Origin of the sequence: Nitrobacter sp. TKz-YC02, assembly GCF_049852135.1 — a bacterium.
Classification (GTDB): Bacteria; Pseudomonadota; Alphaproteobacteria; order Rhizobiales; family Xanthobacteraceae; genus Nitrobacter; species Nitrobacter vulgaris.
Map to the genome: position 1 here is coordinate 3,123,243 of NZ_CP180728.1, position 13,862 is coordinate 3,137,104.

Annotated in this window: 13 protein-coding genes; 11 read left to right on the forward strand and 2 right to left on the reverse strand. The window is 62.0% G+C overall.

The features are described from left to right. Nucleotides 1-3 precede the first annotated feature (3 nt). Nucleotides 4-858, forward strand: coding sequence for a TIGR01459 family HAD-type hydrolase (locus ACM561_RS15045; RefSeq protein ID WP_079447563.1), 855 nt, complete (start codon nucleotides 4-6; stop codon nucleotides 856-858). A gap of 68 nt (nucleotides 859-926) precedes the next feature. Here ACM561_RS15045 and ACM561_RS15050 read toward each other — a convergent pair whose 3' ends face one another. Beyond that, nucleotides 927-1,322: a response regulator gene (locus ACM561_RS15050; RefSeq protein WP_425906049.1), complete on the reverse strand. Its 396-nt coding sequence runs from the start codon at nucleotides 1,320-1,322 to the stop codon at nucleotides 927-929. A gap of 26 nt (nucleotides 1,323-1,348) precedes the next feature. Between ACM561_RS15050 and ACM561_RS15055 the strand changes: the two genes are divergently transcribed. From ACM561_RS15055 to mutL, 10 genes are all read left to right on the forward strand, one after another. Further along, nucleotides 1,349-1,519, forward strand: coding sequence for a hypothetical protein (locus tag ACM561_RS15055; protein WP_425906051.1), 171 nt, complete (start codon nucleotides 1,349-1,351; stop codon nucleotides 1,517-1,519). Between the two features lie 57 nt (nucleotides 1,520-1,576). Next, nucleotides 1,577-2,560 carry a bifunctional riboflavin kinase/FAD synthetase gene (locus ACM561_RS15060; RefSeq protein ID WP_425909768.1) on the forward strand — a complete coding sequence of 328 codons (984 nt, stop codon included), beginning with the start codon at nucleotides 1,577-1,579 and terminating at the stop codon, nucleotides 2,558-2,560. Nucleotides 2,561-2,577: 17 nt separating this feature from the next. Further along, nucleotides 2,578-3,114 carry a sugar O-acetyltransferase gene (locus tag ACM561_RS15065; RefSeq protein WP_425906053.1) on the forward strand — a complete coding sequence of 179 codons (537 nt, stop codon included), beginning with the start codon at nucleotides 2,578-2,580 and terminating at the stop codon, nucleotides 3,112-3,114. Nucleotides 3,115-3,288: 174 nt separating this feature from the next. Further along, nucleotides 3,289-6,300 carry an isoleucine--tRNA ligase gene (gene ileS / locus ACM561_RS15070; RefSeq protein ID WP_425906055.1) on the forward strand — a complete coding sequence of 1,004 codons (3,012 nt, stop codon included), beginning with the start codon at nucleotides 3,289-3,291 and terminating at the stop codon, nucleotides 6,298-6,300. Continuing rightward, nucleotides 6,297-6,794: a signal peptidase II gene (gene lspA, locus ACM561_RS15075; RefSeq protein ID WP_425906056.1), complete on the forward strand. Its 498-nt coding sequence runs from the start codon at nucleotides 6,297-6,299 to the stop codon at nucleotides 6,792-6,794. The genes ileS and lspA overlap by 4 nt, the downstream gene beginning before the upstream one ends. A 78-nt stretch (nucleotides 6,795-6,872) precedes the next feature. Continuing rightward, the gene (locus ACM561_RS15080) at nucleotides 6,873-7,607 is read left to right on the forward strand and encodes a hypothetical protein (RefSeq protein ID WP_425906058.1); all 735 of its coding nucleotides are present in this window, start codon (nucleotides 6,873-6,875) and stop codon (nucleotides 7,605-7,607) included. Between the two features lie 367 nt (nucleotides 7,608-7,974). Next, nucleotides 7,975-9,369: a M16 family metallopeptidase gene (locus ACM561_RS15085; RefSeq protein ID WP_425906059.1), complete on the forward strand. Its 1,395-nt coding sequence runs from the start codon at nucleotides 7,975-7,977 to the stop codon at nucleotides 9,367-9,369. Further along, nucleotides 9,366-10,760 (forward strand): M16 family metallopeptidase, encoded by a 1,395-nt coding sequence (locus ACM561_RS15090; protein WP_425906061.1) that lies wholly within the window; start codon nucleotides 9,366-9,368, stop codon nucleotides 10,758-10,760. Before ACM561_RS15085 ends, ACM561_RS15090 begins: the two co-directional genes overlap by 4 nt. Before the next feature lie 79 nt (nucleotides 10,761-10,839). Next, on the forward strand, nucleotides 10,840-11,259 hold the full coding sequence (gene arfB, locus ACM561_RS15095) for an alternative ribosome rescue aminoacyl-tRNA hydrolase ArfB (RefSeq protein ID WP_425909769.1): 420 nt from the start codon (nucleotides 10,840-10,842) through the stop codon (nucleotides 11,257-11,259). Between the two features lie 176 nt (nucleotides 11,260-11,435). Beyond that, nucleotides 11,436-13,247: a DNA mismatch repair endonuclease MutL gene (gene mutL / locus ACM561_RS15100; RefSeq protein ID WP_425906062.1), complete on the forward strand. Its 1,812-nt coding sequence runs from the start codon at nucleotides 11,436-11,438 to the stop codon at nucleotides 13,245-13,247. Between the two features lie 60 nt (nucleotides 13,248-13,307). On the opposite strand, the gene rsmD is transcribed toward mutL, so the two are convergent. Continuing rightward, complete coding sequence (rsmD, locus tag ACM561_RS15105; protein WP_425906064.1) at nucleotides 13,308-13,862, reverse strand: 16S rRNA (guanine(966)-N(2))-methyltransferase RsmD; 555 nt, start codon at nucleotides 13,860-13,862, stop codon at nucleotides 13,308-13,310.

A 13,862-nucleotide genomic window follows, 5' to 3' on the forward strand; every position in this document is an offset into this window, starting at 1 on the left:
TGAATGACTGCCCTTCGTTTTATCGATCATCTGCGCGAGCCCGCCGCCGAAAGGGATGTCGTGCTCTGCGACGTCTGGGGCGTCGTCCACAACGGTGTCATGTCGTTTTCGGAGGCCTGCTCCGCGCTGAAAACGTTCCGCAGCCGGGGTGGCACCGTCATTTTTATCACCAATGCGCCGCGCCCGGCCGACGCAGTGCAGCGGCAGTTGCGCAAGTTCGGGGTTCCGGACGATGCTTACGATGGCATTGCTTCCTCCGGCGACCTGACGCGCAACTTCGTCGCAGAACATCCGGCCAAGGCGATTTTCTGGCTGGGACCTGAGCGCGACAGCGCGATACACCAAGGCCTCGATCCGGTATTCGCGCCGATCGAGCACGCCGATTATATCGTCTGTACCGGCCCCTTCGACGACGAGACCGAAACCGCGGAGGACTATCGTGCCCTTATGATGCAGGCGCGCGAGCGCAAGCTGCCGCTGATCTGCGCCAATCCCGATATTGTCGTTCAAAGCGGCGACCGGCTGCTTTATTGCGCCGGCGCCATCGCAGAACTTTATCGCGAACTCGGTGGCGAGGTGGTCTTCTACGGCAAACCGCACCGGCCGATCTACGAGCGCGCCATGGCCTTGGCGCGAGAGCAGCGTGGCAAGGACACGCCGTTGAACCGGGTGCTGGCCATTGGCGATTCCGTACGCACCGACCTCATGGGCGCGCACGCCTTCGGCATCGACCTGCTGTTTCTGACGCGCGGCATCCATTCCGAGCAATTCGCCGGCATCGACCAGCTCGATCCGGCCTCGGTCAAGGAACTGTTCGGCCATCCGCCTCTGGCGCTGATGCGCGAGCTGAGATGGTAGACGAACAGGACGCGGCGAAGCCGCTGCGTCGCACGTATTCTGATCGCAAACCTGGGCTCGCGGAAACGCTACGCCGGGACGTTGTCGGGAAATACCGCTTCGATCTTGTTCTTCAGCGTCGCGGCGTTGAACGGTTTGACGATGTAGTTGTTCACACCGGCCTTTTTGGCGGCGATGACGTTCTCGGTCTTGGACTCGGCTGTGATCATGATAAACGGCGTCATCGCAAGATTGGCATCGGCACGGACTTCCTTGAGCAGGTCGTAGCCGGTCATCGGCTCCATGTTCCAGTCGGAGATCACGAGACCGTACTTCTTGGTGCGCATCTTGTTCAGCGCCGCCGAACCATCGCTGGCGTCGTCGATATTCTCAAAACCAAGCTGCTTGAGCAGATTCCGGATGATGCGGATCATGGTGTTGTAATCATCCACCACCAGAACAGACATCGCCAAATCAACCGCCATCTCGAGCCCCCTGCGTCAGATTTTCTATGTGCGCCGAAATCGCCAAAAGCCCGCTGAAGCGGACCATCCTCGAAGCAAATACCGGTATTTTCCGCCGGTCACTCGCCTCGCGGGTAGAACCGCATGATTACCACCAGCCCTTAAACAGCGCGTTAACCGGCCGCCGAAAGGTGCCGCCGGACGCCAAGCCGACTTGACTTCGATCCGGCCGCAACGTCACGGTCCGCCACTGAAACCCTTCAATGAACGCGATAATGACCTCGGGATTCACGATTATCCGCGATATCGCTCCCGCTGCCGCTATTCCTAAAGGAGGAGTGGTGGCAATGGGAAATTTTGACGGTGTTCACCTCGGCCACCGCGCGGTCATCGCAGCCGCGTTCGAAATGGCCCGCTCCCGCGGAAAGCCTGCCTTCGCGGTGACCTTCGAACCGCACCCGCGGAAGTTCTTCAGTCCGAATGCCTCGCAGTTTCGCCTGACCGACGAAACCAACAAGCTGCGGCTTTTGGCGGGCACGGGTCTCGACGGCGCTGTGGTCATGACCTTCGACGCCGCGCGAGCCGGCACCACAGCGCAGGATTTCATTCACCATGATCTGATCGAGCGGCTTGGAGTCAGCGGCATCGCCGTCGGATACGACTTCCGTTTCGGAAAGGGTCGGGTGGGATCGCCGAGCCTGCTTGTCAGCGAGGCCCCACGCCTCGGGATCGAGGTGGACGTGCAGCCTCCTGTCGACATCGACGAACGCGCGGTCTCGTCCAGCGCCGTCCGCATGGCGCTTACGGAAGGCCGGATCGCGGACGCCACCGCGATGCTCGATGGGCCATGGTTCGTGACCGGCGAGGTAATCCACGGCGAGAAGCGAGGTCGCAGCCTCGGCTATCCCACCGCCAACATCCGCCTCGATCAGGATTGCGGCCTCAAGCATGGCATCTATGCCGTGCGCGTCGGCCGCGGCAAGGGAAAGGATCACCACCGCTTGGACGGTGTCGCGAGCTTCGGCCGCCGTCCGACATTCGACAATGGCGCGCCGCTGCTCGAGGTGTTCGTGTTCGACTTCCAGGGCGACCTCTACGGGACCATACTGGACGTCGCCTTCATCAGCTTCATCCGCGACGAACTGAAGTTTGATGGTGTCGAGGCACTGGTTCGTCAAATGGACGATGACGCCATCCGTGCCAAAACCCAGCTCGCCGCCGCGCCTGATGCATTTCCGAAGCTGGGAGAGATCGGCTGAAGACCGAAAAACAGAAGATGCTTGCGGGCGAACTGTATCGCCCCGGCGACCCGGAGATACAGGCCGAGCAAGGTGCGAACAGTGTATGGCTCGCGCGCTATAACGCGGCGATGGGGCTTCCGGAAACCCAACGCTACGCAATGCTCCCGCAGCACCTTGGCCGCGTCGGCGCAGGCGTCGTGATCCGGCCTCCGTTCTCCTGCGATTTCGGCTATAATATCTTTCTGGGCGACGGCGTATTTCTCAATTTCAACTGCGTTATCCTCGACGTGGTCCATGTCACGGTCGGTGACCGCACCCAGATCGGTCCAGCGACCCAGATCTATGCCGCCGACCATCCCCGTGACGCCCAGACAAGACACGAAGGGCTCGAGTTCGGCAGGCCTGTTCGAATTGGTTCCGATGTCTGGATCGGCGGAGGCGCTATCATCCTTCCCGGCGTCGCTATCGGCGACGGGGCGGTCATAGGCGCCGGCAGCGTGGTGACGCGGGATGTCGCAGCTGGCGTCACGGTGGCGGGAAATCCTGCGCGTCGTCTCCGGAGCGGAAGTTGAATCACGACCCAGCGCTTTGCCATTCCCTCGGCTGACTGCTATGGACATTCCCATGTTTGCGCGGCGCACCATTCTAAGCATTAGCGGCCCGGCTTTCGCCTGAGCTTCGCTCGGCGCAAGACCGGGACCACCCCACTTTCCGCGCCATTCAGCCAAAGCCAGAAACCTAGCCATATGTCCGACAAGTCGCAGAAATCCGCCGCGAAAGCCGACGCCCCCGATTACGCCAAAACCCTCTTTTTGCCGCAGACGGAATTTCCGATGCGTGCGGGATTGCCGCAGCGCGAGCCGGAGATCCTGGCGCGCTGGAAAGACATTGATCTTTACGGACAGCTCCGCAAGACCGCAAAGGACCGCGCCAAATTCGTGCTGCACGATGGTCCGCCCTACGCCAACGGCAACATCCATATAGGCCACGCGCTCAACAAGATCCTCAAGGACGTCGTGACCAAGAGCCAGCAGATGCTGGGGCATGATTCCAACTACGTGCCGGGATGGGACTGCCACGGCCTGCCGATTGAATGGAAGATCGAGGAGGAGAACTACCGCTCCAAGGGCAAGACGAAGCCGAACTTCAAGGACCCCGCAGCGATGGTGGCGTTTCGCAAGGAATGCCGTGCCTATGCCGAGCACTGGCTGAGCGAACAGCGCCAGCAGTTCAAGCGTCTCGGCATTATCGGCGACTGGGATCATCCCTACGCCACCATGACCTATCCGGCCGAGGCGCAGATCGCGCGCGAACTGATGAAGTTCGCCGCTAATGGCACCCTCTATCGCGGCTCCAAGCCGGTGATGTGGAGCGTGGTGGAAAAAACGGCGCTGGCGGAAGCCGAGGTCGAGTACGAGGATCACACCTCGGACACGGTGTGGGTGAAGTTTCCGGTGACCTCGCCGGCGCACGGCGCGCTGTCGCAGGCGAGCGTGGTGATCTGGACCACGACGCCGTGGACGCTGCCGGGCAACCGCGCCATCAGCTTCTCAAACAAGATCGCCTATGGTCTTTACAAGGTCACCGATGCACCTGCCGACAACTGGGCGAAAACCGGTGATCTTCTGATCCTCGCGGACAAACTTGCCGAGGACGTGTTCAAGCAGGCGCGCGTTACCGCATTCGAGAAGATTCGCGACATTCCCGCCGACACGTTAGATGCGGTGGAGTGCGCGCATCCGCTGAAAAGCTTTTCCGGCGGCTACGAATTCATCGTGCCACTGCTGGAAGGCGATCACGTCACCGACGATACCGGCACCGGCTTCGTCCACACCGCGCCCGGCCACGGTCGCGAGGATTTCGACATCTGGACTCACAACGCGCGCGAGCTTGAGACGCGCGGAATCATTTCGACAATTCCTTATACCGTCGACGAGAACGGTGCGCTGACCGCGCAGGCGCCCGGCTTCGAAGGCAAGCGCGTCATCGACGACAAGGGCAACAAGGGCGACGCCAACGAGGCAGTCGTCAAGGCGCTGGTCGAACGCGGCATGCTGCTCGCCCGTGGCCGTTTGAAACATCAATATCCGCATTCGTGGCGCTCGAAGAAGCCGGTGATCTTCCGCAACACGCCGCAGTGGTTCATCGCGATGGATCGAGACATCGCTGATGACGGCAAGGCGAAGCACGGCGACACCCTCCGCGCCCGCGCGCTGCACGCGATCTCTGTGACGCGATGGGTGCCGCCAGCCGGGCAGAACCGCATCACCGGCATGATCGCCAATCGCCCTGATTGGGTGATCTCGCGCCAGCGCGCATGGGGCGTGCCGATCGCGGTGTTCGTGCGCGAGACGGGCGACGGCTCCGCCGAAATCCTGATCGACGACGCCGTCAACCAGCGCATCACCGACGCCTTCGAAACGGAAGGCGCGGACGCCTGGTACACCGATGGCGCGCGCGAGCGTTTTCTGGGATCGCGCTCCAACGAGGATTGGCGCAAGGTCGACGACATTCTCGACGTCTGGTTCGACTCCGGCTCGACGCACGCTTTCGTGCTGGAAGATCCCCTGCACTTCCCCGGCCTGAAGGACATCAAACGTAAGGCCGACGGCGGCCAGGATACCGTGATGTATCTGGAAGGCAGCGACCAGCATCGCGGCTGGTTTCACTCATCGCTATTGGAAAGCTGCGGCACCCGCGGCCGCGCGCCTTACGATGTGGTGCTAACCCACGGCTTCACGCTCGACGAGAACGGCCGCAAGATGTCGAAATCTCTCGGCAACACCGTCGATCCTCAGAAAGTCATCAAAGATTCGGGTGCCGACATCCTGCGGCTGTGGGTCTGCGCAACGGATTATGCCGACGATCAGCGCATCGGTCCGGAAATTCTCAAGAACACCATTGAGACCTATCGCAAGCTGCGCAACACAATTCGCTGGATGCTCGGCACGCTGCATCACTTCAATCGCGGCGAGGCCGTTGCGATCTCCGACATGCCCGAACTTGAGCGCTTGATGCTGCACCAGCTTGCAGAACAGAGCGCCGTGGTGCGCAAGGCTTATGCGGAATTCGACTACAAGACGGTGGTCGCAAGTCTCGCGGCTTTCATGAACACCGAACTGTCGGCGTTCTATTTCGATATCCGAAAGGATACGCTTTACTGCGAACCCCCGTCGTCGACGGCACGCAAGGCCGCGCTGACCGTGATCGACAAACTTTGCGATTCAATCCTGAAATGGCTGGCGCCGGTGCTCTCGTTCACGACCGAAGAAGCGTGGCGGCTGTATCGGCCCGATGCGGAGCCGTCGGTGCATCTGACCTTGTTCCCGGAAAGCTTCGACAACTTTCGCGACGACGCCCTAGCTGTGAAATGGGAGACCGTCCGCGCGGTGCGCAGCGTCGTCACCGGCGCGCTGGAGCTTGAGCGTGCCGCCAAGCGGATAGGCTCCTCGCTCGAAGCCTCGCCGATTGTCTATGTCGCCGACCGCGCGATGCTTGGCGTGTTGTTCGACGTCGATCTTGCAGAGGTCTGCATCACTTCAAATTTTGAAGTGCGCGAGGGTGACGCCCCGGCCAACGCGTTCCGTTTGCCGAACGTCCCCGGCGTGGCCGTGGTGATCGAGAAAGCTGCCGGGGCCAAGTGCGCCCGATCGTGGAAGATCCTGCCGACCGTCGGCAGCGACAGGGAGTATCCCGACGTATCGCCACGCGACGCGCAGGCGCTGCGGGAATGGAAGGCGCTGGGAGTAACTGTGTGACGCCGGCAGTTCGCTCCGGCATCGTTGCGGCCATCGCGGCGCTGATTGCCGATCAGGCGTCCAAGCTCTGGCTTCTGTTTGCGTTTGATATCGGCCGCCGTGGCGCCGTCAACGTCACGCCGTTCTTCGACCTCGTGCTGGCCTGGAACACCGGCATCAGCTATGGCTGGTTCCAAACTGAAAGTCCGGCGGCTGCCGCGATTCTGCTCGCGATCAAGGCTGTCGCAGTAGTCCTACTGGCGGTCTGGATGGCGCGGTCGCATACCCGTATGGCGACAATTGGCCTCGGCCTTATTATCGGCGGAGCTATCGGCAACGCCATCGACCGCTTCGCCTATGGCGCGGTGGTGGATTTCGCCCTGTTCCACGTCCAGATCGCAGGTAAAACCTATAACTGGTACGTATTCAACGTTGCCGATGTGGCGATCGTTGTCGGGGTGATAGCCCTGTTGTATGATTCTTTCCTCGGGACTTCCGCCGCAAAAGCGCCCTGATCACGGACGATTAGGGCTTACTCGGGGTGATAGCGGCTTTTGCTGCGAACCGCTGAAAAGCTGAACAGGATGAGCGTGATGCGCAACACCGAACGAAACGGTTGGGACGTACTCGGGGCCACGGCAACACTGCTGCGCGGCGTTCGTCTGGCCGCGGTCGCCACGGGCGTTGCCATCGTGCTGTCGGCGGGCATGGCCCATGCCGAGGACGATGAAAACGCCAGCTTCGAAGACAAAATCATCACGAAAATCATGCACGGCCTCGGCGCCACCAATATGGAAAACTCAAGCATCGAGTATCGCGAGCGGTCACCGCTGGTGATTCCACCCAGCACCGAATTGCCGCAGCCCGGCTCGGGCGTGGCTGAAGCCAGGGACCCGAACTGGCCCAAGGACCCCGACGTTGAGCGTCGCAGGGAAGCAGCAGCAGCCAAGAAGGACCGCAAGCCATCGCCTTGGCAAGGCGGACAATCGGAAGGCGGACATTCGATTCTGCCGAGCAAGCTCGCGACGAATGGTTCGGCGGCCACCGCCACACAACAGGCTGAGACGCGTCACTTGGGCACGGCGGATAATGTGAATCCATCACTCAGCCCCACGCAACTTGGCTTCGCGAGCAAGTTCAGCAATCTATTCGGCGGCAACAAGACGGAGACTGCCCCGTTCACGGGCGAGCCTGACCGTGAAAAACTAACGCAACCGCCGGCGGGCTATCAGACTCCGTCGCCGAACTTCGCTTACGGCACAGGCCCCAAGGAAGCTCTCGGCAACACCTATATCGACGTCAACAGCGGCAAAGAACGGACTTACTAGCCGATCGCAGCGGGAAGCGGATCACGCGACCGGAATAACCACATTCGCTGCCGTAGTCCGATCCTGACATCGTCCGATCCTGACATTGCATTTCGTTTAAGCGAGCCTTCTTACGAATGTCAGAATCGAAGGACCGCTAATAATGCACGTCGCCAGTGGAGTTTGAATCGATATCGCGTCCAAGACGCGCGGCTCGCGGGGTGTCGATTTCCCTCCCACCAGAGCGTCCCCTTTTGATGGGATCTGAAGCGATATCCCGTTTCCGATTTGACGTATTTCTCCATGCCAACCATATGCACTTCGTAAAACGCTCCAGCAAAGGACTGACGATAACGTGATCCCTCAGACAAATCGCCGGAGATGCGCCATGGTGGCAGCGCGACGAGTGGCCATCCCCGCTTTCGCGGCACTGGCGGTGTGCCTTGCGGTCCTTCTGGCCGTGCCGGCAGCAATAGCGCAGACCGTCACCTCCCAACCTCCCGTCACGTTTACCCTGGCCAACGGGCTCGCGGTCGTCATCATTCCCGATCACCGGACGCCGGTGGTCACTCAGATGATCTGGTACAAGGTCGGTTCGGCGGACGAAACTCCCGGTAAATCGGGACTCGCTCATTTCCTCGAGCATCTGATGTTCAAGGGCACCGCGAAATATCCGGCCGGCGAGTTTTCCCAGACCGTGCTGCGCGTCGGCGGCGAGGAGAATGCTTTCACCAACTTCGATTACACCGGCTACTATCAGCGCGTAACCCGCGATCAACTCGCGACCATGATGGCGTTCGAGGCCGACCGCATGACCGGTTTGGTGCTGAAGGATGAAAACGTGCTGCCTGAGCGCGACGTCGTGCTCGAGGAATACAACATGCGCGTCGCCAACAATCCGGACGCGCGGCTCACCGAACAGATCATGGCAGCGCTGTATCTCAACCATCCGTATGGCCGCCCCGTGATCGGCTGGCGTCATGAAATCGAGAAGCTCACCCGCGAGGATGCGCTTGCCTTCTACAAACGATTTTACGCCCCGAACAATGCAACGCTGGTGATCGCGGGCGACGTGGACGCGCAGAAGATTCGTCCTGAAATCGAAAAGACGTTTGGCCATGTGCCGCCGCAGCCCGCTATTCCGAGCGCTCGTATCCGCCCGCAGGAGCCGCTGCCGGTCGCGCCGCGGACGGTCACGCTTGCGGACACTCGCGTCGAGCAGCCGATGCTAAGGCGGTACTACCTCGTGCCCTCCGTGACCACCGCTGCGGCGGGAGAAAGTCCCGCGCTGGATGTGCTTGCGCAATTGATCGGCGACGGCAGCAACGCCTATCTCTACCGCGCGCTCGTTGTCGACAAGCAGCTGGCCGTCGCCACCAACGCGACCTATCAGGGCATCGCGCTCGATCCGGGTCAGTTCTCGATCGCGGTGGCGCCGAAACCGGGTGCCGATTTTGCCAAAATCGAGCAGGCCATCGATACGGTGATCGCGAATCTCATCAAAAACCCGATCCCCGCGGAGGATCTCGAGCGCGTCAAGACTCAGTTGATCGCGCAGGCAGTCTACGCTCAGGACAGTCAAACGACACTGGCACGCTGGTACGGCGCGGGCATAACCGTCGGATTGAATGTCGACGAGATCAGGAACTGGCCGGACCGCATCCGTGCGGTGACCGCCGCGCAGGTTCGGGACGTCGCGCAGAAGTGGCTGGTAAAAACGCGCTCGGTCACCGGGTACCTCATCAAGGACTCGACGCCGGCGCACGAGGAGAAACGATCGTGAGACGCCCCCGGACAGGAGCGGGGCGCGGCCTGCTCGCCACCGTATGTTTCGCATTGATCTGCTTTGCTGCTGGTCCCTCGTTCGCCGGGACGAAAATCCAGCATCTGGTAACGCCGGGAGGTATCGAGGCCTGGTTCGTTCAGGACGCCACCGTACCTCTGGTGGCAATGGAATATGCGTTCTCTGGCGGCTCGGCGCAGGACCCGCCCGACAAGCCCGGCGTCGGCCACATGGTCGCCAGCCTGCTCGACGAGGGTGCCGGGGATCTCCCCTCCAAGACCTTTCGTGAACAGCTCGATCGCCGCGCCATCGAGCTCAGCTTTACGATCCAGCGCGACGAGCTCCGCGGTTCGTTGCGGATGCTCAAGGAACACAGTGGCGAAGCATTTGGCCTGCTGCAGCTCGCTTTAACCTCGCCGCGCTTTGACGCGAGCGATGTCGAGCGCATCGGTGCGCAGGTCCTGTCCCACCTGCGCCGCAACTCAACCAATCCGAATGCACTTGCTGGCCTCAATTTTTCCAAGCTCGCATTCGGCGATCATCCCTACGGTCATCCCTCGCACGGCACGCTCGAAAGCATTCCAACGATCAAGACCGACGATCTCAGAAATTACGTGCGGCGGGTGCTGGCGAGAGACAAGTTGAAGATCGCGGTGGTGGGCGACATCGAGCCGGCGACTCTTGCAAAGATGCTGGATCAAACGTTCGGAGGTCTACCGGCGAAGGGCGATCTCACACCCGTTCCTGACATCCTCGCCGCAAAACCTCCGCAAAGTGCATTCGTTCCGCTCGACGTGCCGCAAACCGTGATCATGTTCGGAGGCCCCGGCGTCAAGCGTCACGACCCCGATTTCATGGCAGCCTACATTGATAACCATATTCTCGGCGGCGGCTCGCTGTCGTCGCGGCTGTATCGCGCGGTGCGCGAAAAACGCGGCCTCGCCTATTCCATCTCGGAATCTCTCTTGTGGATGGACCATTCAGCGCTGTTCGCGGGCACTACCGGAACCCGCGCGGACCGCGCCGGCGAAAGCATCGAGGCCTTTAATAAGGAAATCCAGCGTTTTGCCGAAAACGGACCGACGCCGAAGGAGCTCGACGAAGCCAAATCCTATCTGAAGGGATCGCAGATGCTGGAGCTCGATACCTCTTCGAAGCTCGCTACAGGTCTGTTGCAATATCAGACGGATAATCTGCCGATCGACTACATTGAGAAGCGCAATTCCATCGTCGATGCCGTCACTCTGGACCAGGCGAGAGCAGTCGCGAAGAGGCTATGGGGACAGGGGCTTCTCACCGTGATCGTGGGACGCTCACCTCAGACAGAAGCGCAACCCGCAGCGGCGCAGCCGACTGCAGCTCAGCCCGCGCCTCAACCTGCCGCGCATTGACGGCGCAGGCAGGCAACAAACGAGGTATGGTGCCACTGCCTGATTCCTGCCGTCGGACAGGCGAATCCAGGTGAGTGCCATGCTGCGGATCACCCGCAATATCGCCATCGACGAAAACGACGTTGAGATCAGCTTCATTCGCGCTTCTGGCCCTGGCGGCCAAAACGTCAACAAGCTCTCGACTGCGGCGCAGTTGCGCTACGACACTCGCCGCTTGGCGCTCGCCCCCGACATCGCCGCGCGGCTCGTCCGGCTCGCCGGGCAGCGTCTGACCAAGGATGGCGTGATCGTGATCCATGCCCAGCGCTTTCGGACCCAGGAGCGAAACCGCGCGGACGCCACCGACCGCCTAGTCGAATTGCTGCGCCAGGCTGCGATTCGGCCGACCCCTCGCCGCGCTACCAAGCCAACTCTCGGCTCGAAGCAACGCCGGCTTGAGAGCAAGAAGCGCCGCGGCGATGTGAAGGCGAGACGTGGACGAACGTCTTCCGAGGACTAATCTCGCGCAGACGTGCCGCCGATCCCATGCGGCGAGAAGCGAAGTATCGCGCGTTGCACGCAACCGCCGCGCTCCGAACGCAGACCCTCCAATCAACCTGGGACATCCGGATTTGCCCCCATGCAATCGGCGCGGCGAGCGCCTAAACTCGCTCGCAACCAGAACCGAGCCACACCATGCCCGTCCGCCAGCTTCCTGAGACTGTCGTCAACCGCATCGCCGCGGGCGAAGTGGTCGAGCGTCCGGCCAGCGTCGTCAAGGAGCTGGTTGAGAACGCGATTGACGCCGGCGCGGCCCGCATCGACGTCTTCACCGACGGCGGCGGTAAGCGACGGATCGGCGTCACCGACGACGGCGCTGGCATGGCGAAGGGCGACCTCGCGCTGGCGGTCAATCGCCATGCCACCTCGAAACTGGAAGACGAGGATTTGCTGCGCATCCATACGCTGGGCTTTCGCGGCGAGGCGCTGCCATCGATCGGAGCGGTGGCCAGGCTCTGCATCACCACACGCGACGCCCGCGAGCCGCATGCGTGGTCGCTCACCGTCGAAGGTGGACGAAAATCCGCGATCACGCCGGCTGCACTAACGCAAGGCACGCGCGTTGAAGTCGCCGATCTCTTTTATGCAACGCCCGCACGGCTGAAATTCCTTAAGACCGATCGGACGGAAGCCGAGGCGATCCGCGAGGTGGTACGGCGGCTGGCAATGGCGCGGCCTGATATCGGTTTTACCCTCGCAGGCGAAGGGCGTGCGCCAGCGACTTGGACAGCGGCGCTGCCGGGAGCAGCGGGACGATTGACGCGACTGGGCGACATTCTTGGCGGAGACTTCCGCTCCGCCGCCATCGCGGTGCGCGCCGAACGCGAGTGCGTGCTCGTCGAGGGGTTCGCCGCCGCACCGTCGCTGACCCGCGCGAATGCGCTCGGCCAGTATCTGTTCGTCAACGGCCGTCCGGTGCGCGACAAGCTGATCCTGGGCGCGGTGCGCGCGGCCTATTCCGATTACCTGCCGCGCGACCGTCATCCGGTGGTGGCGTTGTTTGTCACAACGGACCCGCAAGAGGTCGACGCCAATGTCCATCCCGCGAAGACCGAAGTGCGATTCCGAAACGCCGGGCTGGTGCGCGCGCTGATCGTGCATGCGCTGAAGGAAGGTCTGGCGCGCGAAGGACGGCGCACGGCGGCGAACAGCGACGGCGCGGTGCTCACGGCTTTTCGTCCCGCGACGTCCCCGCGCCCTGCCGATTGGGATTGGCGACAATCGCCTGCCTCGCCTGCCGGGGCGCGGCCATGGATGGGCGGACCGCCTGCGACCGCCTTCTCCGAGGCTGGCCAAACCGCGTTTGATGTGGGCGCGCCCAGCGCGGACGTGCGCTTTGACGCTCATCTTCCGATAGATCTGATCGATCGGCCGCTCGGCGCGGCGCGCACCCAGATTCACGAAACTTATATCGTGTCGCAAACCCGCGACGGCCTGATCGTCGTGGACCAGCATGCCGCGCACGAACGCATTGTTTACGAGCGACTGAAGGCAGCGCTGGAGCGGGACGGCGTGCAGCGGCAGATCCTTCTCATTCCCGACATCATCGAACTGGATGAGGCGACCGTCGAAAAACTCATCGACCGTGCAACTGAGCTGAAAAAGTTCGGGCTCGCCATCGAGTCCTTCGGACCCGGCGCGGTTGCCGTGCGCGAGACGCCGTCGCTGCTCGGCAAGACCAATGCGGCCGCGTTGCTGCGCGATCTCGCCGAACACATGGCGGAATGGGATGAGACGCTTCCGCTCGAACGGCGGCTGATGCATGTCGCGGCCACGATGGCCTGTCACGGTTCGGTGCGCGCTGGACGAATCCTCAAGCCGGAGGAAATGAACGCGCTGCTGCGCGAGATGGAGGCCACGCCCAATTCAGGTCAGTGCAACCACGGCCGCCCGACCTATGTGGAGCTGAAGCTCGCCGATATCGAGAAGCTTTTCGGGCGGCGATAAGAACATAGCGATGCGGCGGGCGGACTGCACACCCGACCAAGCCTGCGCTTCGGGTAACAGTCATGTGCTCCGCAAAAAAACGAACTCGGTGTCGTCATAAACGCGCCGCTCGAGTTGCTCGAATCCATCTGGCGCGGCGAAGCTCGCGGCCTTGGCTTCCTCGACAACGAGCAGCGCCTTGTCGGTCAGCCAGCCACCATCGCGCAGCGAGGCGAGCGCCTTGTCGGCAAGCTGCATCCGGTACGGGGGATCGAGAAACACCAGCGAGAACGGTGTGAGGGGATGCGCAGGCCCGAGATTGGTCGCATCGCGGCGATAGACCTTCGTCACGCCACCGAGCCCGAGCGCCTCGACGTTGTTGCGGAGCAGCGCGCGCGCCTCGGCGCCGTTATCAACGAACAGCGTGAACTTCGCTCCTCGCGACGCCGCTTCGATGCCGAGCGCACCGGTGCCCGCAAACAGATCAAGTACGCGCGCATCCGCGACCGGATCGTCATAGGCATGAACGAGGATGTTAAAGAGCGACTCGCGCAGCCGATCGGCCGTCGGCCGGATTCGTTGCGTTGATGGCGACGCGAGATTGCGTCCTTTCAGCCGCCCGCCGACGACGCGCAT